Annotated in this window: 20 protein-coding genes; 2 read left to right on the forward strand and 18 right to left on the reverse strand. The window is 40.6% G+C overall.

The annotated features are described in order from the left end of the window. Window positions 1–11 precede the first annotated feature (11 nt). The 8 genes from hisC to hisZ form a co-directional block, all read right to left on the reverse strand. Window positions 12–1,073 carry a histidinol-phosphate transaminase gene (gene hisC, locus R2B77_RS06270; protein ID WP_212391353.1) on the reverse strand — a complete coding sequence of 354 codons (1,062 nt, stop codon included), beginning with the start codon at window positions 1,071–1,073 and terminating at the stop codon, window positions 12–14. Further along, window positions 1,066–1,707 carry a bifunctional phosphoribosyl-AMP cyclohydrolase/phosphoribosyl-ATP diphosphatase HisIE gene (gene hisIE / locus R2B77_RS06275; RefSeq protein ID WP_203247168.1) on the reverse strand — a complete coding sequence of 214 codons (642 nt, stop codon included), beginning with the start codon at window positions 1,705–1,707 and terminating at the stop codon, window positions 1,066–1,068. Before hisIE ends, hisC begins: the two co-directional genes overlap by 8 nt. A 2-nt stretch (window positions 1,708–1,709) precedes the next feature. After that, window positions 1,710–2,471, reverse strand: a complete 762-nt coding sequence (gene hisF, locus R2B77_RS06280) for an imidazole glycerol phosphate synthase subunit HisF (protein WP_203247167.1) — start codon at window positions 2,469–2,471, stop codon at window positions 1,710–1,712. Further along, window positions 2,461–3,183, reverse strand: a complete 723-nt coding sequence (gene hisA / locus R2B77_RS06285; protein WP_203247166.1) for a 1-(5-phosphoribosyl)-5-[(5-phosphoribosylamino)methylideneamino]imidazole-4-carboxamide isomerase — start codon at window positions 3,181–3,183, stop codon at window positions 2,461–2,463. The genes hisF and hisA overlap by 11 nt, the downstream gene beginning before the upstream one ends. Window positions 3,184–3,416: 233 nt before the next feature. After that, window positions 3,417–4,001, reverse strand: coding sequence for an imidazoleglycerol-phosphate dehydratase HisB (gene hisB, locus R2B77_RS06290; protein WP_203247165.1), 585 nt, complete (start codon window positions 3,999–4,001; stop codon window positions 3,417–3,419). Next, a complete protein-coding gene (gene hisD, locus R2B77_RS06295; protein WP_203247164.1) occupies window positions 3,994–5,280 on the reverse strand; it encodes a histidinol dehydrogenase in 1,287 nt (428 codons plus the stop codon). Before hisD ends, hisB begins: the two co-directional genes overlap by 8 nt. A gap of 7 nt (window positions 5,281–5,287) precedes the next feature. Continuing rightward, window positions 5,288–5,914: an ATP phosphoribosyltransferase gene (gene hisG / locus R2B77_RS06300; protein WP_203247163.1), complete on the reverse strand. Its 627-nt coding sequence runs from the start codon at window positions 5,912–5,914 to the stop codon at window positions 5,288–5,290. Then, window positions 5,911–7,152 (reverse strand): ATP phosphoribosyltransferase regulatory subunit, encoded by a 1,242-nt coding sequence (gene hisZ, locus R2B77_RS06305; RefSeq protein WP_203247162.1) that lies wholly within the window; start codon window positions 7,150–7,152, stop codon window positions 5,911–5,913. The genes hisG and hisZ overlap by 4 nt, the downstream gene beginning before the upstream one ends. 96 nt (window positions 7,153–7,248) lie before the next feature. Here hisZ and R2B77_RS06310 point away from each other — a divergent pair, with 96 nt between their 5' ends. Beyond that, window positions 7,249–8,046 (forward strand): histidinol-phosphatase HisJ family protein, encoded by a 798-nt coding sequence (locus R2B77_RS06310; RefSeq protein ID WP_203247161.1) that lies wholly within the window; start codon window positions 7,249–7,251, stop codon window positions 8,044–8,046. A 90-nt stretch (window positions 8,047–8,136) separates the two neighbouring features. Here R2B77_RS06310 and R2B77_RS06315 read toward each other — a convergent pair whose 3' ends face one another. The 10 genes from R2B77_RS06315 to gdhA form a co-directional block, all read right to left on the reverse strand. Continuing rightward, complete coding sequence (locus R2B77_RS06315) at window positions 8,137–9,795, reverse strand: S-layer homology domain-containing protein (RefSeq protein WP_203247160.1); 1,659 nt, start codon at window positions 9,793–9,795, stop codon at window positions 8,137–8,139. A 198-nt stretch (window positions 9,796–9,993) separates the two neighbouring features. Then, window positions 9,994–11,451 (reverse strand): glycoside hydrolase family 1 protein, encoded by a 1,458-nt coding sequence (locus R2B77_RS06320; protein ID WP_203247159.1) that lies wholly within the window; start codon window positions 11,449–11,451, stop codon window positions 9,994–9,996. 19 nt (window positions 11,452–11,470) lie between these two features. Beyond that, window positions 11,471–13,324, reverse strand: a complete 1,854-nt coding sequence (locus tag R2B77_RS06325) for a beta-glucoside-specific PTS transporter subunit IIABC (protein ID WP_203247158.1) — start codon at window positions 13,322–13,324, stop codon at window positions 11,471–11,473. A gap of 126 nt (window positions 13,325–13,450) precedes the next feature. After that, a complete protein-coding gene (gene licT, locus R2B77_RS06330; RefSeq protein WP_203247157.1) occupies window positions 13,451–14,296 on the reverse strand; it encodes a BglG family transcription antiterminator LicT in 846 nt (281 codons plus the stop codon). Between the two features lie 268 nt (window positions 14,297–14,564). After that, window positions 14,565–15,146, reverse strand: coding sequence for a YdcF family protein (locus R2B77_RS06335; protein WP_203247156.1), 582 nt, complete (start codon window positions 15,144–15,146; stop codon window positions 14,565–14,567). Beyond that, window positions 15,143–15,817 carry an ABC transporter ATP-binding protein gene (locus R2B77_RS06340; protein ID WP_203247155.1) on the reverse strand — a complete coding sequence of 225 codons (675 nt, stop codon included), beginning with the start codon at window positions 15,815–15,817 and terminating at the stop codon, window positions 15,143–15,145. Before R2B77_RS06340 ends, R2B77_RS06335 begins: the two co-directional genes overlap by 4 nt. Further along, entirely contained in the window at window positions 15,810–16,943 is a 1,134-nt protein-coding gene (locus R2B77_RS06345) for an ABC transporter permease (RefSeq protein WP_203247154.1), read from the reverse strand. The genes R2B77_RS06340 and R2B77_RS06345 overlap by 8 nt, the downstream gene beginning before the upstream one ends. After that, the gene (locus R2B77_RS06350) at window positions 16,940–18,163 is read right to left on the reverse strand and encodes an ABC transporter permease (protein ID WP_203247153.1); all 1,224 of its coding nucleotides are present in this window, start codon (window positions 18,161–18,163) and stop codon (window positions 16,940–16,942) included. The genes R2B77_RS06345 and R2B77_RS06350 overlap by 4 nt, the downstream gene beginning before the upstream one ends. Before the next feature lie 96 nt (window positions 18,164–18,259). After that, window positions 18,260–19,828, reverse strand: a complete 1,569-nt coding sequence (locus R2B77_RS06355; protein WP_203247152.1) for a DUF6583 family protein — start codon at window positions 19,826–19,828, stop codon at window positions 18,260–18,262. A gap of 324 nt (window positions 19,829–20,152) precedes the next feature. Beyond that, complete coding sequence (gene gdhA / locus R2B77_RS06360; protein ID WP_203247151.1) at window positions 20,153–21,535, reverse strand: NADP-specific glutamate dehydrogenase; 1,383 nt, start codon at window positions 21,533–21,535, stop codon at window positions 20,153–20,155. A gap of 442 nt (window positions 21,536–21,977) precedes the next feature. On the opposite strand from gdhA, the gene R2B77_RS06365 reads away from it, so the two are divergent. Then, on the forward strand, window positions 21,978–22,118 hold the full coding sequence (locus R2B77_RS06365) for a hypothetical protein (RefSeq protein WP_203247150.1): 141 nt from the start codon (window positions 21,978–21,980) through the stop codon (window positions 22,116–22,118). Window positions 22,119–22,172: the final 54 nt, after the last annotated feature.

Below are 22,172 nucleotides of genomic sequence, written 5' to 3' on the forward strand. Positions count from 1 at the left end.
GCTTACCATTTTTATTTGTTCACAATCTTTTCCAACGCTACAACCAACCGTTCCATTTGCTCATCTGTCCCAATGGTCATCCGTAAATAATTGTCAATGCCCGGCTTGTTAAAATATCTGACGAGGATACCTTCTTGTTTTAATTCATTGTATAATAACTCCGCCGAAAATTTTTCATGACGAGCAAATACAAAGTTTGCTTGCGAAGGGAGGACAATGAATCCAAGTTGTGCTAATTCTGTAGTTGTATTCTCGCGCGTTGCAATGATTTTTGCTGTACTCCCCTTAAAATAGGCTTCATCCTCAAATGCCGCTTTGGCTCCGACCAATGCCAACCGATCCAATGTATAGGAGTTAAATGAATCTTTAATACGAATTAACGCATCTATCAACGAAGCATTACCCATTGCAAAACCAACACGTAATCCCGCCAATGAACGTGATTTCGATGTCGTCTGAACGACCAGTAAATTATCATACTTCTGGATCAGTTCAGCCGCAGACTTCGTTGCAAAATCAATATAAGCCTCATCAATGATGACAACTTGATGAGGATTATTTTTCACAATCTCTTCAATCGAATCCAGTTCCGCGTAAAGACTCGTCGGTGCGTTCGGATTTGGTAAAATGACGCCACCTTCCGACTGAAAGAACTTATCGATTTGCAATGTAAAATCCTTATTTAACGCAACTTCCTCGTAAGGAATATCAAATAGCTTTGCATACACCGGATAAAAACTGTATGTAACTTCTGGAAAACGGATAGGTTGACCAGGTTCAAAAAACGCCATAAAGGAAAATGCCAATACTTCGTCTGATCCATTGCCAACGAACACTTCGTCAGCAGTGAGTCCATACCGCTGACCAACCGTTGCACGCAAATCATCTGCAGTCGGAGATGGATACAATTGAAGATTACGCTCCATCTCTCCATGAATGGCCTCCAGCACTTTCGGACTTGGCGGATATGGGTTTTCATTCGTATTGAGCTTCACAATCTCCTGTTGATTTACTTGTTCACCTGGTACATATGGCTCCGCCCGTTTCACCATGCTACTCCAAAATTTACTCATCGCGCAGCACTTCACGATTCGGTCGTCTTTTTCGCAATTCATTTTTGACATCTTCCACCGTTACACCGAGTTCTTCCATTAGCACAAGCGAGTGATATGTCAAATCCGCTAGTTCACTCGTCACCTCTGCTTTATCACGATTTTTCGCGCCAATGACAACCTCAGTTGTTTCTTCCCCGACTTTTTTCAGGATTTTATCTAACCCTTCGCGGAATAGATACGTCGTGTACGAGCCTTCTACTGGATTTTGATGACGTTCTTTAATTTCATCGACTACTTCCTGCACGACTTCTCGGTGAGAGATTGTTTGTTCAAACGCTTTCTTATGGAAGCAAGTCTCTTCACCTGTATGACAAGCTGGACCTTGCGGTGTAACTTGTACTAAAATCGCATCCTGGTCACAATCGAATAGTAAACGTTGGACTTGCTGGCGATTGCCAGACGTTGCTCCTTTATTCCACAACTCTTGTCTAGAGCGGCTGTAAAACCATGTTTCTTTCGTATCAATCGTTTTTTGCAATGCTTCTTCGTTCATATAAGCAAGCATCAGAACCTTTCCTGTCCGATCATCTTGCACGATGGCAGGAATTAGGCCGTTATTATCAAATGTCAATTTGTCGATTTCGATTGTCATAGTTAGTCATTCCCAACAGATGTATTTTGTTCAGCTAAGTAGTTTTTTAATTCACCAATGTGAATGTCTTCAAAATGGAAAACCGATGCTGCAAGCGCTGCGTCAGCTTTTCCTTCTGTTAATACGGTACGGAAGTGCTCAGGCTTACCTGCACCACCGCTGGCAATGACAGGAATCGTGACGGCCTCTGCAATTGTGCGTGTCAATTCGAGGTTATAACCATCTTTAACGCCGTCCTCTCCAATACTGTTGACGACTAATTCGCCGGCACCTAGTCTTTCGCCTTCAATCGCCCATTCTATGGCGTCCATCCCCGTATCTTCCATGCCACCCTTGGCAAATACCGACCATTTACCAGGCCCCACTTCGTTGACATCCATCGACAAGATAATGCGTCCAGAGCCAAACTTTTTCGCCGCCTCTTCAATTAAAGATGGATTCGTCAGCGCCGCGCTGTTGATAGACACTTTATCGCCACCTGCATCAAAAACCTTTTGGATATCTTCAATCGTCCGGATACCACCACCGACGATAAATGGAATCGGCACTTCATTCGCAATTTCGGCAATCAAATCAAGAAACATGGCACGGTTATTCGTTGAGGCAGCAATATCGTAAAATACCAGTTCGTCTGCACCATCAGCCACATATTTTCTAGCCAATGTGAGTGGATCTGCAACTTCTTTCACCTCAAGAAACTTCTTCCCTTTTACAACCTTGCCGTTATCAAAATCTAAGCATGGAATAATTCGATTACTTGCCATCGTTGTCGTCCTCCAATAGTTTAACTAAGGATAATTTCCCTTCATATAACGCTTTGCCGATAATTGCGCCGTACATATTTAATTCGCGTAATTTTGCGATATCTTGCTCTGTAGAAACGCCACCTGATGCGATAATATCAATGCTCGATGCATTATTCATCATGTCTAGTTCAACTAAATTAGGACCTTGTAGCATGCCGTCTTTCAAAATATCGGTATAGACAACCGTTTTCACGCCAATTTCTACTAGCTGTTGCAGCAGGTCAACCGCTTTGACATCACTCAACTCTGTCCAACCATCTGTCGCCACAAAGCCGCCCCTTGCATCGATAGACACCGCAATTTTGTCACCGTACTTGTCAACGGCTTCTTTTAGAAATTGCTGATTTTGGATGGCGGCTGTTCCGATAATCACTCGACTGACGCCTGATGCAATATGTGCATCGACGATTTCCATATTCCGAATGCCTCCACCGACTTGCACAGGGACAGATACACTCGCAGCAATCGCTCGAATCGCTTCTTTGTTCGATGAATTACCCGTTTTTGCTCCGTCCAAATCCACAACATGAATGTAAGCAGCGCCTTGCTGTTCCCACTCTTTCGCCATCGCAGTTGGTGAATCGTTGTAAATAATTTCTTGATCGTAATCCCCTTGAATTAATCGAACACATTTCCCATCTCGAATATCGATGGCTGGAAATAAAATCATGTTGGTACCCCCTTTTATAGTGCTTATATAAATATTTCCTTCAAATCCGCTACGGTGCTGGGGGATGCCCTCCCGCCATAAGCCAGTTGCTCCTTTGCATTTTCTGTATAATTTCTGCAAAGAGCACAGAAATTATACAAACCGAACTCTCCGTTGTTCGGTTGGCTGCCCCCGTTAAGGCACCTGCGCTTAGTTTCCTACTACATTCAAGCAGCACAAGCAAAAGATAAACCTTAAAGCATTCCCTTTGTAGATGGTACACCTTTTACATCCGGATTAATCGTACTCGCTACCCGCAACGCTCTGCCGAAGCCTTTGAAAATCGATTCGATAATATGGTGTGTGTTTTTGCCATATTGTAAATTGATGTGTAAGTTGATTTTTGCATTATTGGTAAAAGCTAAGAAGAATTCTTCCACGAGTTCCGTATCGAAATCACCGACTTTGTCCTTCATGCCTTCAACATTGAAGACGAGAAACGAACGGCCACTAATATCGAGAGACACTGTAGAAAGTGCTTCATCCATTGGTGTTGACACTGTCGCATAGCGCTCAATGCCTTCTTTCGTACCAATGCTGTCATAAAACGCTTGTCCTAATACGATGCCGATGTCTTCAACCGAGTGGTGCTGATCCACTTCTGTATCCCCATCACAATCTACTTTTAAATCAAATCGTCCATGCTTTGTGAATAATGTCAGCATATGATCGAAAAACCCTACACCTGTCTGAATATCTGTTTCCCCACTACCGTCAATGGCGAAGTCTAGCTTAATCTTCGTTTCTGCCGTTTGCCTTGAAATCGATTTACTACGCATTGTATTCCGCCTTTCTTACTTGAATCGAATTTGCATGAGCCGTTAAGCCCTCTGCATTCGCAATCGTGATAATATCATCCGCAACGTCTTGCAACGCTTGCGCTGTATAATGGATAATACTTGATTTTTTCATAAAATCATACACGCCTAGTGGCGAAGAAAATGCCGATGTGCCACTTGTTGGCAACGTGTGATTAGGTCCTGCCATATAATCGCCTAATGCCTCTGGTGAATAGTTTCCTAAAAAGATGGCTCCCGCATTATGAATGAAGGTCAATTGCTCCATCGGATTTTCCACCATGAGCTGTAAATGCTCCGGCGCCAGCTCATTGACGAAGTTATATGCTTCATCCAGCGAATCGACGAGCACGATACGGCCGTTATCCATGATTGACGCTTCAATGATGTCCTTACGATCCGCACACGCCATTTGCTCGGCCACTTGTTGTTGTAGGGCTTCAGCAAACGCTGCGCTCGTCGTCACACAAATCGCTGTCGCACGCTCGTCATGCTCCGCTTGTGATAGTAAATCAGCAGCGACATACTCTGCTACCGCTGTATCATCCGCTACAACACAAATTTCGCTTGGACCCGCAATCATATCAATCGCGACATCCCCAAACACCCATTTTTTCGCACGTGCCACATAGGCATTTCCCGGTCCTGTAATCTTCACTACTTTTTCTACCGTTTCCGTACCATAGGCTAACGCCGCAATTGCTTGTGCACCGCCTATTTTATAGACAACATCGACACCTGCTTCCCGTGCTGCCACGAGAACATGTGGATTCACTTTTCCGTCTCGCTGCGGTGGCGTCACCATCGCAATTTTTCCAACACCTGCAATTTTCGCTGGTAGAGCATTCATCAGAACTGTAGATGGATACGCCGCTTTTCCGCCTGGCACGTAAATGCCTACACTCTCAAGAGGTGTCACTTTCTGCCCAAGCACAATCCCTTTGTCTTGATTAATAAACCAGGATTTTTCTTTCTGCTCTTCATGAAATACTGAAATATTGTTCTTCGCTTTCCGTAATGCACGCAGAAACTCTTCCGTAATAAGCGTCTGTGCTTCCTCAAACTCTTCGTCCGTCACAATAAGCCGCTCCAATCGCACACCGTCGAATTGCTCGGTATAGCTTAGCAATGCCTCATCTCCACTTTCACGAACTGTTCCGATTATTTCAAGCACAGTTTTATCAAAATCGAGGTCGTTATGTTGCACAGCATTCGCCTGGCTGTTTTCATCATTATATTGCGCCACAGTTACAATTCGCATGAACCCATCACTCCAATGCCACTTTTAAGTCTGAGATGAACTGCTGAATCTGAGTCGTTTTCGTTGCGTAACTCGCCTTATTGACAATCAATCGTGCACTGACATCGGCAATTTCCTCTAAAACGACTAAACCATTTTCCTTTAATGTTGCACCCGATTCTACAATATCAACGATGACGTCCGACATACCTATGAGAGGAGCCAATTCAACGGAACCATTCAATTTAATCGTTTCAACACGAATACCCTTACCTTCAAAATACTCTTTGGCGACAGATGGATATTTCGACGCGACCGTCAATGAAGTACTACTTGAAAACTCTTTATCTGGAAATCCAGCGACTGCCAGCTGGCATTTACCAATGCCTAGATCCAAAAGCTCATAGACATCTACAGGATCTTCCATAATCGTATCCTTCCCTACAATGCCAATATCCGCTGCCCCTTTTTCTACGTAAATGGGTACATCTACAGCCTTTACAAAAATAAGCTTCACTTTGTCAGCATCATCATAGATGACTAGTTTTCTACTGGCATCATGAAATTCAGAAAATCGGATACCTGCCTTGTCCAAAAATCCGAATGCCTGATCAGCAGTGCGACCTTTCGCCATCGCAACGGTAAGATGTGTCATTGTGTAGCCCCCTTTACCCCTACAAGTAAACCCAAAACCTCTTTCAAATCTAAAAATGGAATGGTTTTTTCTTTATAATTCAGTCGATTGCCCTCTTTTTCAAGTTGAATGGTATACACACTTTGCTGACGATTCACTTGTTTCTTTTGCATCGGAAATGATAACACGCTATAGTTTCTCTCTCGCAATTCATTCGCAATCCCAATAGCCTGCTCTAACCGCGTATCGTCATAAATGATGTTGACATCAATTGGAAAACGGGAACTAACTTCTCTACTTTCCTTCGCCTTCACCAATGATTCAATTTCACATGCAAAGCCAATTGCCGGCAATGTTGCACCAAACTCGTCACCTAGTTGGTCATAACGCCCACCCATTAACACTGGCTTACCGAACTTCTCAACATAGCCTTGAAAAATAACACCTGAGTAATAGCCCATATGGTTGATTAACCCTAAATCACTGACGATATACTGCTCCAACCCATACATTTTCAATATGTGATAAACATCCATTAAGTAATCGAGTGTATCTTGCATTTTCGGTGTCAAAGCAATCCCTTGTGCGCGTTCACTCACTTCCTCTGGGTTACCATAGAGGAATGGAATTCGCTCAATGGCATCCCGCACTCCCTCATCAATGTTTAGTCGTTGAAGGAATGGACCAATTTCCACAACATTTTTCGCTTGAATGAGTATTTTCAACTGCTTAATTTGTTGTGCTGTCAAGGGCAGATCCTGCACCAGCTCATTGAAAAATGCCGCATGACCAATCTCGATTTTAATATCCATGAAGCCTAAATCCTTCATCGTATGACAAGCAAGTGCAATGACCTCTGCATCCGCCTCTGCTGAGCTTTGGCAAAAGTATTCAACACCAGCCTGTGTACTTTCAATACTATCATTACGATCCCCAGGCTGACGAAACACTTCTTGAACATAGAAGTAACGCAGCTCATCTGCTAGATTAGGATAATTCTCCGCCAATTCTCGCGTAATTGGAATCGTCACATCTGGCCGCAATACCAACACTTGCCCCGTATAATCAATAACCTTAATCATTTCATTTTGATTAATTGAACTTTTCACTTTAGAATATAAATCATATTGCTCGAAGGCCGATGTTTTAATTCGTTTATAGCCATACGTTGTAAAACGTTTATTAATGGTCTTAATGATTCGTTCTACTTTTTCATTGTCTACTAATATACGTTCGGGATACACTTCATTTCTAACCAATTCCAACACCTCTACTTTATCACTTTACTACACTAAAGTTATTTAGTACTATAAGGGTATACAGACAAAATGTCAACAAGAGGAGATGAGTTTTTTATGTTTGATTATCATCTACACAGTTCTTTTTCTGCTGATTGCCCCATTCCAATGGAAGAAATGATTAAAGGCGCCATCAAAAAAGGACTTACAGAAATTTGTTTCACGGAGCATATCGACTATGACTATCCATACGAAGATTTCATTTTTGATTTCGATAAACAGCAATACGCCAATAAAATCAATGACATGCAACAACAATTCGAAGGCCGTATCCGCATTAAAAAAGGCGTTGAAGTCGGTGTACAGCCCCATGTTTTAGACCAGTACAAAGAATTAATGGACAATGAGACATTCGATTTCATCATCTGCTCCATGCATACCGTCGAGAAAAAAGGTTTACATTTTGGTGAGTTTTTTGAAAATAAAACCCTTGAAAAATCATATGGGATTTATTATGGCGAGTTATTGTACTGCGTACAAAACTACAAACAATTTAACATTCTCGGACATGCTGACCTTGTCAAACGTTATACGAAACAACATTGCGATAATCCTTTTCACGATGAACTACGTGAGATTTTCAACGTCATCATTCCCGAGGGGAAAGGCATTGAGTTGAATACGTCAGGTGTTCGTTATGGATTAACGAACGGAATGCCAAGTGACGATATTTTAAAGCTTTACAAGCAAAGTGGTGGTGAAATTATTACACTCGGTTCAGATGCGCATAAACCAGACGATATCGCCTTCCAATTCCGCGAGTCGTTACAATTGCTACAATCGATTGGATTCGACTATATTACAACATTTGACGAGCAACAACCGGAATTTCATGCGATTTCGCGTTTATTATGATATCAATTAAGCCTCGGCGTAATTGCATCCAGATAAAAAAATGGTCTCACCTTCTATTGACTGAAGGTCGAGACCATTTTTCACATGCTATTAATTCGCTTGGCTCAAAGCCATGAAGTTAACAAACATTTTTGCAGCTTGTCCGCGTGTAGTTGGATTATTCGGCATAAATTTGCCTGCAGATCCACTCGCGATTTTCAATTCATAAACCATTGCGATTGCGTTAATTGTACCTGCACTATAATTTCCTATATCAGAAAACGGTGGATGTCCAGAAGCCTTATAAGATGATTCTGTCGCAAACACATATGAACGTTCAAGCATCATCGCTAGTTCTACCCGTGTCACTGCTGCATTCGGTCTAAAATTACCCCCACTTCCGAGTATGATACCGTATTTATATGCTGCATTGATCTCAGCTTTCGTTTGATTAGAGAAGTTAGCAATATCGCCAAATGGAGCTGCTTGATCTGTTTTCATGCCTAGCGCACGTACAATGATTGAAGCCGCTTGTGATCGAGTTAAGTTTTCATTTGGCTTAAATGTGCCATCCTTGTATCCACTAACGATTCCCGCTGCCGCTGCTTGCTCAATATAAGCTTTCAAATTTGTCCCTGCAATATCCGAGAACAGTGCTGGCGTCGGCTTCGGAGTTGGTGTTCCCGCTGAACCTTTCGTCTTCACAGTGGTAGTAGGATTAAAAATACTCTTATTTCCTGCTTTATCAATTGCTATCACGGAAAAAGTATATGCTGTACCTTCCGCAAGTTTTTCAACTTTAAAAGAAGTGGCATCCCCATTAACTGTCGCCAGTTTTTCTTTCCCATTAAACAATTCATAACTTACAATCCCTACATTATCAACAGCTGCTTGCCAGTTTAGATTTACTGAGTTCCCTTCAATAGCTGTGGCTGATAGTGCATTCGCCGAAACCCAAGGATAAGTCTTCTCCATACTTGACCAAAATTGCTCCGTTACCTTCTTATAACCTGCTTCACTCAAATGAATATCTTCTGGATTTGGAAGGTATGTCTTATAATCTGCCGCAATTTGATCGCCCGTTGCTACTAAAACAGCTTGTGTGCCTACTATCCCAGTTGCAATGGCTTGATTCAACGCATCTTGCATTTTCTTAAGTTCTGGTTGCATTACCGCTGGCATATAAGGGAACGAGTTGTAATAACCCATGACATAGACCTGCGCCTTAGGATTCAATTGGTTAATTTGTGCCATCAGCATTTTGTAGTTTATACCGACTTGCTGAAGTGCTTGTAATAACGCATGCTGATCTACTGAAGCCATTCCAGTAGCGGGATCTTTTTGTAGTAAAGGTATAATATCATTCGCCCCGACACTTATCGTAATTAGTTCAGCATCTTTAATAGATTGTTGAAGCTGTGCTGTCTTTTCTGCGTAACCAACCCCATAAATGTCCTTTGTCACATTCTTTTGAATATCGTTCAACACATCTGTCGTTTTATATCCCGGTGCCGAGAAACCTTTGTTAAAGGACTTCAATACCCCATTGCTATGAAGAAGTTCCGCAAGATAATCCGCATAGCCTTTTCCTAACTCCTTATTCGGGGTAACACCAGCTGCCAATGAATCGCCTATAGCTAGATAATCGATTGGTGCTGCCCAAGTAGGTGAGCTCGTATCTAATTCATCCGCTGAAAAATGATACGGTACTACCATCATTTGGAACATGAGTGCAACTACAAAAAGAAATCGAAATTTGAACTTTTTCATCACATTGTTTACCTCCTATTTCCGATTTTGTGAATCTTCCTTCTTACTCATTGACCTGGTTTTCGACATCCCTCCTCTGCAGCGAGATTAATATGACTATTCACACTTATTCGACATAGATTAATAGTTTTCCTTCATAAATTTTATATACATAAAAAAACACATCGACATTGGGCGTCGATGTGTTTTTATTTAAAATTATAATTCTTCTCCGTTACTTTCAATCACTTTTTTATACCAGTCGAAGGAATCCTTACGAGTTCTTTCTAACGTACCATTGCCTTCATCATCTTTGTCTACATAAACAAAGCCGTAGCGTTTTGACATTTCACTCGTTGACATGGATACTAAATCGATTGGCGCCCAAGATAAGTACCCCATTAAATCAACGCCATCACCAACTGCTTCCTTCATCTGTTCAACATGCTTTCTTAAATAATCAATTCGGTAATCATCATGAATTGAACCGTCTTCCTCCACTTTATCATAAGCACCTAAACCATTTTCTACAATAAAGATCGGTAATTGATAACGGTCATACATCTCATTTAATGCAATCCGCAAACCAATTGGATCGATTTGCCATCCCCAGTCTGAAGCTTCTAAGTAAGGGTTTTTCAAACTATTCATTAGATTTCCTTCTGTTACTTCTCCCTCTGGTGAAGCAGAAGATAACATAGACATATAATAGCTCATTGAAATATAATCTACTGGATATTGTTTAATGATGTCATCATCGCCAGCTTCTTTGATAATCTGAATATTGTTTTCAGCAAAGTAACGGTTCAAATATTCTGGATAAACACCACGAGCATGTACATCTGTATAGAATAGATTATTTTGATTATCTTGTTGTGCTTTTAATACATCCACAGGATTTGGTGTGTTTGGATAGTGACTCATTCTCGCAAGCATACAACCCATTTGTCCACCGGGAATAATCTCATGTAACTTCTTAGTTGCAAGTGAACTCGCAAGAAATTGGTGGTGTAACCCTTGATATTTCGCTTGTACAGGGTCTTTTTCTTGGTCCGATAAAATACCACCACCTGTATAGGGACTAATCGTAATCATATTAATTTCATTAAACGTCATCCATAATTTCACTTTGTCTTTATAGCGCGTGAATACCGTTTCAGCATAACGAACAAAGTGGTCAACCGTCTCACGACCCACCCAGCCATTGTATTTTTCTGTTAAGCCATAAGGTGTCTCATAATGAGAAAGTGTCACAACTGGCTCGATATTATATTTGGCTAGCTCATCAAACACGTTATCGTAAAATTGTAATCCCGCTTCATTTGGCGTTTCATCATAACCGTTCGGGAAAATCCTTGCCCAGTGAATGGATAGACGAAAAGCAGTAAAGCCCATTTCAGCCAGCAATGCGATATCTTCTTTATAACGATGGTAAAAGTCAATGCCTTCACGCTTCGGATGACGGGCAGTTGATTCGCCACTTAGTGTTTTTCGTATTTGTTCCGTTGTAATTTCCATTGCATTATCTTTTGTTCGTTGATCTTTTGGAATATATTCTACAAAGTCAGCTGCAGATAATCCCTTTCCACCTTCATCAAATCCACCCTCAATTTGATTGGCAGCTGTTGCTCCGCCCCAATAAAAGTTCTCTGGAAATTGCGCTTTAAAATGTCCCATACTTATCTCTCCTCAATTTTTATTTTACAATGGTTAGCACCTTATGATTTAACGTAACATGCTGTGATTGTACGGGGATGACATCTAAATAATTTGCCGTATTCGTAATTATCACAGGCGTTGTTACCCTATAACCCGATTCTTGAATACCCTGAATATCAAATGTGACGAGCTTATCGCCTTTTTTAACAATAGCACCTTGTTCAACATGTGCATTGAAATGTTGTCCTTCCAGCTGAACCGTATCCAGCCCGATATGAATTAACACCTCAACCCCATCTTCACTAACTAATCCAATCGCATGTTTAGTCGGAAATAATGTGGCTACCATTCCGTCAAATGGGGCAACAACAACGCCTTCTGTTGGTTCAACAGCAACACCTTTGCCCATTACACCACTTGAAAACACTGGATCATCCACATCTTCTAACGGAATCATTTTACCTACTAATGGTGTTGCTAAATCGTATGTTTCTTTTGAATCATTGTTAGTTACTTCTATAGTTGGGCTTTCTTTTACTACCTCATTTTGTTTTTTCTTACCTGTCGTTCCAAAGATAAACGCCAAAATTGTTGCCAAAATAAAGGCTGCACCAATTCCGATACTATACCCTACTAATGGTGAAAACGCTGGAATAGTAAAGAAACCAGGAAATGCAAATGCAAATACTCTTACATCAAACGTCGCAATAATTGCGCCACCAACTGCACCCGAAATAAACAATAAGGGTAGTAGTTTTCTATACCTTAAGATTATTCCGTAAAGAATTGGCTCCGTCACTCCTGCAAATAGACCTGATAATGTCGCTGCAAAGGATAAGGAACGTAAATCTTTATCTTTAACTCTTAAATAAATACCAAATGCAATACCTATCTGTGCAAATACAGCTGCTCCAGTAATCGGACCAATCATATCCCCACCGCGTGTGAAATTATCGATCATAATGGGTACTACACCCCAATGCACGCCTAATATAACGAGGATTGGCCAAGCACTTGCAATTAAAATCCCAGTAAGAATTCTTGATACGCCAAACAAAAATGTAATTGCAGACGCAATTGCTAAACTAATATACTCCGCAAATGGACCAAAGACGAGCGCCGTTAATGGAACCATTACTAGTAAACCTACCATTGGCACAAAGAATAACTGAATTGTATCTGGTGTATATTTTTTCAAAAAACGTTCAACAGGAGCATAAATCGCCATTGCAATTAACAATGGAAAGACCGTTGATGCGTAATCCGTTGCAATCAATGGGATACTTAGAAAACTAATATCACCAGTAGCACTAAGTAATGCTGTAAAATTCGGTTCCAACAATCCTGCCGCTATCGCTCCACCAACAAATGAATTTACATTTAATTTCTTAGCGGCCGAAATCCCTATAAATATTGGAAGAAAATAGAATACTCCACCCGATGCTGCATTTAATACGGAATAGGTCGAGCCTTCCACGTCTATCCAATTTAAAATTGATAGAATCGCCAGTAATGCTTTGATCATCCCTGCCCCTGCCAACGCAGGAATTAAAGGTGAAAATGTACCGGAGATGTATTCAAAAACTTTCCCCATTGTACCGACTTTCTTTTTATTGTCTCCTTTGTCAGCTGAATCTCCAGCACTTATATTGTGATCCTTCATAATTTCCGCATAGACTTTCCCTACTTTATTTCCAATAACGACTTGGAATTGTCCGCCATTTTCTACCACTGTCAGGACATCTGGGATATTGCCCAATGCCTCTTTATCCGCCTTACTATGGTCCCCTAACTTAAATCTTAATCGTGTTGCACAATGGACAAGTGATTGAACATTGTCTTCTCCACCAACCAAGTCAATAATTTTATTCCCTAACTCTTTATTATTCATCCTTCTTCCTCCTGTTCTAACTATTTTAATGAAAGAAAAAAACCCGAAGAGAATACAAACAGACTGCTGTCTATTTATGCTTCTCCTCAGGTTTTGCCTGCCTACCAGTAACAATCCTGTACTTATCTATTCACTTTTTTCCCGATATGAAACCCGATGGATATGAATCATAAAATAAGTTAATTCTTCTTTTGTCATTTCCATCTTGTATTGCTTGTTTAAATAAGCTTGAACTTTTTCCGTGCACGCATAAGCTTTTGGATATTGACTCTTCACTTGCTCATATAATGCATCCTGGTGATCATCATTTAACTCACCCCGTAGCATTCGATAAGCAAAATAACGAAGATGAGTAATAAACCGACTATAGTTCATAGACTCTTCCTCAAAATCAATGCCATAATGATACTTTACAATCGTCGTGACATCATTAACAATGTTCGTCATTTCCATTGTCTCTTCCATTCCAGCACTATCTTGCCTTGCATTAAACAAATGAAGCGCAATTGAAGCCGTTTCATCTTCTGGTAATCTTACTTTAGTTCTAGCTTCGATCAAATCTAATGCCTTGCGTGCGACTCGATATTCCTCTTTATAAAACTTTTGTACTTCCCACATCAGTGCATTTTTAATAGACAGCCCTTCATGTAACCTTGTTAAGGCAAAGTGGATATGATCTGCTAATGATAAATAAAGAGATTCATTTAACTCTGTCTGTAATTCCTTCGTTGCTAGGTCGATAATGTCTTTTGAAAGTGACATGATTTCATATGGGATCTCGTCAAGTAGCTCAGATAACTTATTGGCAAAGCTCTCTGAAGGCATAACGAATGTCTTTTCTATTCGTTCGGTATCAATACTGTCTCCTACTTTTTTCTGGAATGACAGACCTCTTCCCATAACAACCATTTCGACTTGATTAACATCTTCTGTTAAAACGACATTGTTATTGAATACTTTTTTTATTTTCATAGGCACCACTTTTCCTTTTAAAAATTAAAAACCTGAACTAATGTAATTCATAGAAAATAAACATTTCCATAAATTAAATCAATTCAGGTTTTGCCTGCCAAACAGTAACAATCCTCTGATTACTTTCACTATAAATGATTACGCTTTCTTTTGCAATAGAAAAGTTTAAGTGGAGCTTTTCGAGCTCGAAAAAATCAGGACGCAATTACGCCAAGACGTAATTGATATGTAGTAATCCTCTCCTGTAAAAATAGAGAGGACTTATCACTTACTTCCCCAAAATAAACGTTTTCACCAGCGCAAGACGCTCACGAAAGTTCGATTTTGCTTCTACTACTTTCGGCGTTTGTGCCGCTACTACATCGGATTGCAAGTCCAGACTCCCCGCAATCTTTTGAGCTCTCGCTAAATGAAAATCACTTGAAATAATTGTGATGGAATCGACATCGGCTGGCAGTAGTTTTTTCGAAAAAAGAATATTTTCATACGTTGAAGTCGATGCATCCTCTAGCAATAGCCGGCTTTCCTCAATGCCATTGTCTGTCAAAAACTGCCGCATCGCTTCGGCTTCACTCATCGGTTCATCCGGGCCCTGCCCACCCGATAAAATCAGTGTCACATGAGGATGTTCATTGGCGTAATCTAGTGCAGCATCCAAACGATAGCGTAATGATAACGATAGGCTATCTTGTTTTACCTTCGCCCCCAGCACAATCGCATAGTCATTTGTGCCATCTGCTACTGGCTCCATGCCTGCCGTTATCCATTTCCCTGTTCTCCACCAGCAGAAAATGCCAATAGCAACAACTACCAGGCAGGCTAGTACAATTTTCCTTTGCGATATTGTCATGCCATCACCTCAACTTTCGCCATTTTCTTCTGCAATAAATCCGCATAAAATGGATCTTTACCGATTGCATAAACGCGGTCACAGACGTTCGTAATTTCGTCCATATCATGCGATGTATACATAATCATTTTCCCTTCACTTTTCGCCAAGTTATGCAAATACGTTCCAATTTCCGTTTTCGATTTAAGATCAATGCCAACCGTTGGCTCATCCAATAGTAGCAATATGGGGTCATTCAACAGGCTAATCGCCAAATTCAATTTCCTTTTCATACCACCCGACAATGACGCAATACTTTCCTTCCACTGTGTTAATTGCATATCTAAGCACAGCTGGCGACATTGTTCTTTGGACCGTCTTTTCCACGATAGCTTTTCAAAAAAAAGCATATTTTCCTCTACGGTGAATTCATCCCAAATTGAAATATCTTGCGGCACATAGCCAATCTTCCGTCGAATTCCCTTAACATCTTGTCGATAGCAAAGCCCGTCCAATTGAATATCGCCTCGTGTCGGTTGCATCACCGTCGCCAATAGTTGCAGCAATGTCGATTTACCCGCACCATTTTCTCCAACCAGTCCGACAATCTCCCCTGGTTTCATTTGAAATGATAGGTTTTCAATGACCACCTTATTCTTATACTTTTTTTGAAGTCCAGATACTTCAAGCATATGAATACCTCCCTTTCCAAAGCCATACAAGCCATAAGACTACTAACGTCATGAGCCAAACAACAGGAATCGCCTCGTCCAATAAGGCATGAACCGGACTAAGTACTTCCATCCATGGCCACTTTCGTATAAGCCCATCTAGAGGTATAATTGCCCCTCCGGTTACAGTGAGTATTAATGCAATGGCTATGCCGCTCACATAATACATGAACAATTGCCTGAATACACTAGCCGTTAAAAAGGCGAGCAAATTGATGGTGAGTCGAAAAGTGACAAGAGATATGATCACTTGGACTGTTACTTTTTCATCCCATAAACCTGCAAAAATCAGTAGCGCAAAGATGTCCACAGCAACTAACAAAAATGTATAAATCATAAACGTACCTGCTGCATATTGCCAAAATGACAACGTCGTAAAATGCCAGCGAGCTTGCATAGCCGTTCGATTTTCCTTCAATAGCCAATCAAATAAGAAAAACACGGTAATCATCGCACTGAATGCCCAGACACCCCATACAGGTATGATGCGTAATTTTTGATCTAGCACTTCACTTTCTTTATTGGCATACGAAAAACTGGACTTCAGCAATGCTTCCTTTTGCTGACGTGCGCGACTACTTTCAATGATTTCTGTGTAGTTCCATTCATCCTCGATATGTGCATCTTTGAACAATTGTTTGACAACAAATGCCGCCTTGGAACGAGCTGCATCTTGTTGCGCGAAAGACGTAATCGCTTCAACAACAGTCTGATAGGCATAAGAACGATTCGATGAGTAAGCTTCAATCAGTTGAGTGCGTCCTCCTGCAAGGATTGTGTCTGTATAACCTTCTCGAATAACAAACACGCTATCTAATTCATGCTGCTGTAGCTTGCCAAGTGCATCTTCTAGCTCTATATAATGGATATGCAACAATTCTACGCCCTCAATGTCTGCAACAAGCTGTTGCACCAATTCCGTCTGTTCCTCTACGATCAGTCCAATTGGTACCGTCATTTCTTCTTGCCACAGACCGATACTCATCACGAGCAGAACAGTCAAGACAATCGGCAAAAGCAACCAGCATACGAGGCTTTTCCATTCCTTCTGCCAACGCATCCACCGAGTAACCAGAATCGTCTTCATCGGGTCCACCTCTCTTTGGTAGCTGTTGACAGCCAAACTACTAGCATTCCAGCACCAGCTATAATCATCAGGAACGTGAAATCAGCATAATTACGTTCTTCCAGCACAATATCAATCATCCAGCTCAAGCTATCATAAGAAAAGATATATGGCACAAGCTGTTGCACGACTAGTGGAAAATAGATTGTTGGAATCACAGCACCACTTGTGAAAATCAGTACAAAAGTCCACAAGCCTTGCAAGAGCAGAGCCAGTTTCTGCGACGTAACCCATATATCTAGCACAGCAATTCCTACTACTAGTAACCAGGTATATAAAACGGTAAACAATGCAAAGCGCAAATAGTCTAACAAGTACAAGTCATAATGAACAAACTGACTAGCGATGAAAAATAAAATGGCTGCATAGACAACACTTCCACCTAGAGCAACGAGCATACGCGCAAAAACACGTTGCCCCAGTGTTACGCCTGCTAAAGTTAGACGAATATGCATAGCCTGGTGTTGCTCTTTTCCTAGCATACTATATAAAGCGAACACCCAAATCGACAAGCTTATAAACCAGCCCGCTAATACATAATAATGAAGCGGAGTGGACGTGGCGACATTCGTCAGCACCTCTTCATCCAGCAATTTATCCTTACCAAGTGTATACAATGTAAAATCTATAAATTGCTGCAACATCAATTGTTGTCGCTGTTCTTGCGACATATCTGTTTTTTTAGCATAGTCATGAACGGTCAATATATTAGCCTGTGCCGCACCAATATAGCGCATCATACTTTCTACTAACTCTTTCACCAAATAGCTATCCGTAGGTTTGGAAGGATTCCCAACAATCGGAATCGTTACAGATTCTCCTTCATACAAATCCGCCGTGAACCCTTCTGGGAATGAAAAATATGTACTGATTTCATTTTGCAGTATTAGTTGCTGTGCTTGCTCCTTCGATAAGGCAATGATTTGAATATAGGCTCCGCCCGCTGCCGTCTCCTCTAGCAAGCTTGCAAATAACCGCGACTCCTTTGTGTCGTCCTCATCCACCAAGGCAACCCGAATAGAAGAATGTTCATCAGGCACTAACAAGCCAGCGACAAGCCCCAATAACAGCCCTATTAAAAGAATAGGAAATAGAAAAAGAAGAAGAAGGGTCGCCCACTTCTTCCTCAATTGTTTCGTATATTGCTGCATAAAAAATAATAATCTTCTAACAGACAGCATACAGCTCACTTCCATCCTATTCAGTCAAAATCCTTAACATCCGCCGGCCGACAATAACGCCACATCCTGTACGTCGGAGGCTTAACTTGAATCAAGTTAATAAAGTTCTCCTTCAACATCACCCATTAAATCGTAAAACCAGTCTTCCACTTTCGGTACTACTTCTAATTCTATAAAACTTTCAATCTGTTCTCTGTCCATCTGACCAACGTTTACCGTATTAGCCGTTTCTTCCGGCATATCTACCTTTTTCACGACTTTCCCTTGTTGCTTTATCAGTAAATTGAACATATCTCCATCTAAGCCTCGTTCACTCACTGTAAATTCATGGTTGGCCTTCATTGCATCGCTATCATGCGTTGCACTACCTTTCCAAATAAGTGCTGGTTCGCTGAAACCATCTGTAAATTTGAAAGTACGGGTAAATGTCCTTTTGTTATCTTTCAATTCCTCTTGCCCATCATAACTAAACTTCAAATCCTCTACAGAAATAGCAATAGAGTCGTCAGCTTTTTGATCTTTCCATGATAAATTCCCTTTAATATTCACAGCATTCTCGTCACCAAAGGAATCTGTGAAAGCAAGCTTATAATCTAATTGCTGAGCCGTTTTTTCCAGTAATTGTGTACCCGTAACATTAATTGCTACTATATCAACTTCATTAGAACCAATTGTCAACGCAAAGTCCCGCTTCACAATATGGTTAGACTGGTGCCAAATAGTTGATTGAAGACCGTTTGGAATGCTTAATGTATCCACACCTTCAATAGCAGCGTCAATGCCTTTGTCAAACTCCTCAACAACAATTGCAAGATCACTTGCAGATAAATCCCCAGCAAATGCGGAAACACCCAATTGATTCTTGACGATTTCTTTCAACTTTTCATCCGTTTTTGCTTTCGCCAATAGATCCTTCAACAGTGTTTTCACTTGTTCTTCAGAGAGGTTCATTGTTATTTTTTTCGCTTTCACCTTTTGATCTGCTACAAGTATTTCTTCTTTGTCAGTCGTAAAGGCATCTTCTGGAAGCTCTTTTATTAAGAATTCAATATACTCTTTTTCGATATACATATTCATTTCTTCCATTGACGAAGAACTACTTTCAAATAACTGAGGCAATCCCAGATTTTCATTACCTTCAAAATTCTCGTCAAACTCTCTCATTACTTTCCCGAAATCCTTATCGTCAAATCGGATAAGTTCATCCACAAACGGCAATTCTGCCACTAGCTTTTCAGTCGTCGCAAAAATGGAGCCGAAATCGACAGATAGATTGCCAAGCTCTCCACTCAATGCTACTTCAAGCTCTTTGTTCGTTGGATCGTATACTTGATTCATAGACAATGTAACACTATTGACGATACTTTGAATTTCCTGCATCATATAGTCAACAGATGAATCATTCCATTCACCAGATAAATCATACCTAGTTTCCACTGGTTTCTCTTGTTGAACCTTCATCCAATTCACTTCATTTTTATAGCGTTCCTCTGCGAGTGTACTCATTTGTTTGTACGTCTCCACTTCAGCCAAAAAGTACTGGACTTTTGATGACTTATTCAATAGGAAAAATGCTGATGCACTTCCGCCTACCACGACTAAAGCCGTAACAATCAGAACAATTAAAGTCTTAAACGATTTTTTCTTAACCACTGTTTCTTCCATCAGCTTCTTCCCCCTCACAATCCCATCGTGAACTTGGTCAAAATTTCCCCTTATTCACATTTTTTCATATTATCATAAATAATACCTTTACTCAAAATAAATATGGGAGAATTCACCTAAACCTACTAAATGACTAGTAATCACTATTGAGGAAATTATACCAATAGATTCATCTGAAAAGAACACCACACACTAATCAAGTGGAAAGCCCGGTTTATCTTACAAGAGAACGTCAGACCTTCGAATGACCATGTCCGTAAAACCAACAAAAAACGTCCACACAATAAGTAACTTGTGTAGACGTTTTATTTGCCCCAACATATCTTAACTAAGACCGTGTGCGACCATGGCATCTGCAACTTTCAAAAAGCCTGCGATGTTGGCACCCATGACTAAATTGCCGGGATGACCAAAGCGATCTGCAGCATCCACGCAACTTGTATAAATATTTTTCATGACAAGATGAAGTTTTTCATCAACTTCTTCAGCTGTCCATGACAGACGCATACTATTTTGCGACATTTCCATTGCTGAAACAGCCACGCCGCCTGCATTGGCAGCTTTTGCCGGACCAAATAATACACCATTCTCCTGGAACAATGCCATCGCCTCTAGCGTACAAGGCATATTGGCACCTTCACCAATCGCCTTCACCGAATTGGCTACAAGCATCCGGGCAGCAATCTCATCAATTTCATTTTGCGTTGCACATGGAAGAGCGATATCACAAGGAATAGACCAAATTGCTGAACAGTCGTCATGATACTCTGCTTGCAGATGCTCTTTCGTATATTCGGAAATTCGTTTGTTCTCAACTTCTTTCAAACGTTTCACCGTATCTAAGTTGATGCCATTTTCATCATAAATATAACCACCTGAATCACTACAGGCGACTACTTTTGCACCTAATTGCATGGCCTTTTCCATTGCATAAATTGAGACATTCCCCGAGCCAGAAACAATAACCGTTTGCCCATCGAAACTCTCATTTTTCACCTTGAGCATTTCCTCTACAAAATAGACAGTACCATAACCCGTTGCTTCTTTACGACCAAGACTTCCACCGTGATTCGGATCTTTTCCGGTGAAAACACCAGCCTCGTATCCGCCCTTCAAGCGGTTGTATTGCCCAAACATATACCCAATCTCTCTTTTGCCAACACCGATATCCCCCGCCGGAACGTCTCGATCCGGACCAATATACTTACTTAATTCTGTAATAAAGCTTTGTGTGAAGCGCATAATTTCACGATCCGATTTCCCCTTCGGATCAAAATCGGAGCCTCCTTTACCGGCTCCTATTGGTTGGCCTGTCAAAGAATTTTTAAAGATTTGTTCAAAAGCAAGGAACTTCATAATACTGGCGTTTACTGATGGATGGAAACGAATACCGCCCTTATAAGGTCCTAGATCGCTATTAAATTGAACCCGGAAACCACGGTTCACATGAACTTTTCCTTGATCATCTTCCCATGCAACACGAAATGTAATAATACGCTCCGGTTCTGTAATACGCTCAAGTATTCCATTCGTAATATACTCGGGATGCTGGGCAAAAACGGGGCGAAGGGAGTCGAAGATTTCTCTTGTCGCTTGTAGAAATTCCTTTTCATCTGGATTACGCTTCTTCACTAATTCATATACTTCATGAACGTAATCATTAGCCCTTTTTTTATTATCTGTATGAATTGAATCCAATTTAGTCATTCTCGCTCATCCCTTTCGTAAAAATGCTATATAATCAATTACGCCTAGGCGTAATTACGTCCAGATTTTCATCGAGCCCGATTGAAAAATTCATTTGAAAATCTGTGACTTCCGCCGGAGACTTAACTTCATTCAGCAAAAGTCGGAGACTTCTAGTGAATGAAGTTAATAGAGAATCTTAGTGAATCTCCAATATCAATCGTATATTGATATTTCAAAAAATTGAATCGTTTTTAAATATTATCGCTGAAAAAAGGAAGAGATACAACATATTTTTTGTGGATAATCAATAATTATACTATATTGTGTCCTATTTATGTATAAAGAATTAAAAAAATATTTACTTTTCTTTGGTCAGGAGTTATTATTTAAGTAGTCAAACAATTCAATGGATTAGACAGTTGTTTGAAAATTGGTAGCTCACAGAAAGAGGGAGAGCATTATGAAGATCAGCAAAATTTTTCGAGTATCTATAGGTGGGGTTGTCATGTTACTTATGACCTTTGCGTTTTTACCTGTCCTTGCGCTGAACCCTGATATTGAAGTCCTTCAAAGCTTCATCAATTATATTAATAAAGAGTAAGCCTTTTCAATTAAAAAATGAACCGCTTGTGTACATCACAGCGGTTCATTTTTT

This window comes from Sporosarcina beigongshangi (assembly GCF_033485195.1).
GTDB classification, from domain to species: domain Bacteria; phylum Bacillota; class Bacilli; order Bacillales_A; family Planococcaceae; genus Sporosarcina; species Sporosarcina beigongshangi.

Coding starts and splice junctions, on each gene's coding strand:
- hisC (WP_212391353.1), bottom strand. CDS start 1,073: ATGAGTAAATTTTGGAGTAGCATGGTGAAACGGGCGGAGCCATATGTA.
- hisIE (WP_203247168.1), bottom strand. CDS start 1,707: ATGACAATCGAAATCGACAAATTGACATTTGATAATAACGGCCTAATT.
- hisF (WP_203247167.1), bottom strand. CDS start 2,471: ATGGCAAGTAATCGAATTATTCCATGCTTAGATTTTGATAACGGCAAG.
- hisA (WP_203247166.1), bottom strand. CDS start 3,183: ATGATTTTATTTCCAGCCATCGATATTCGAGATGGGAAATGTGTTCGA.
- hisB (WP_203247165.1), bottom strand. CDS start 4,001: ATGCGTAGTAAATCGATTTCAAGGCAAACGGCAGAAACGAAGATTAAG.
- hisD (WP_203247164.1), bottom strand. CDS start 5,280: ATGCGAATTGTAACTGTGGCGCAATATAATGATGAAAACAGCCAGGCG.
- hisG (WP_203247163.1), bottom strand. CDS start 5,914: ATGACACATCTTACCGTTGCGATGGCGAAAGGTCGCACTGCTGATCAG.
- R2B77_RS06310 (WP_203247161.1), top strand. CDS start 7,249: ATGTTTGATTATCATCTACACAGTTCTTTTTCTGCTGATTGCCCCATT.
- R2B77_RS06315 (WP_203247160.1), bottom strand. CDS start 9,795: ATGAAAAAGTTCAAATTTCGATTTCTTTTTGTAGTTGCACTCATGTTC.
- R2B77_RS06320 (WP_203247159.1), bottom strand. CDS start 11,451: ATGGGACATTTTAAAGCGCAATTTCCAGAGAACTTTTATTGGGGCGGA.
- R2B77_RS06325 (WP_203247158.1), bottom strand. CDS start 13,324: ATGAATAATAAAGAGTTAGGGAATAAAATTATTGACTTGGTTGGTGGA.
- licT (WP_203247157.1), bottom strand. CDS start 14,296: ATGAAAATAAAAAAAGTATTCAATAACAATGTCGTTTTAACAGAAGAT.
- R2B77_RS06335 (WP_203247156.1), bottom strand. CDS start 15,146: ATGACAATATCGCAAAGGAAAATTGTACTAGCCTGCCTGGTAGTTGTT.
- R2B77_RS06340 (WP_203247155.1), bottom strand. CDS start 15,817: ATGCTTGAAGTATCTGGACTTCAAAAAAAGTATAAGAATAAGGTGGTC.
- R2B77_RS06345 (WP_203247154.1), bottom strand. CDS start 16,943: ATGAAGACGATTCTGGTTACTCGGTGGATGCGTTGGCAGAAGGAATGG.
- R2B77_RS06350 (WP_203247153.1), bottom strand. CDS start 18,163: ATGCTGTCTGTTAGAAGATTATTATTTTTTATGCAGCAATATACGAAA.
- R2B77_RS06355 (WP_203247152.1), bottom strand. CDS start 19,828: ATGGAAGAAACAGTGGTTAAGAAAAAATCGTTTAAGACTTTAATTGTT.
- gdhA (WP_203247151.1), bottom strand. CDS start 21,535: ATGACTAAATTGGATTCAATTCATACAGATAATAAAAAAAGGGCTAAT.
- R2B77_RS06365 (WP_203247150.1), top strand. CDS start 21,978: ATGAAGATCAGCAAAATTTTTCGAGTATCTATAGGTGGGGTTGTCATG.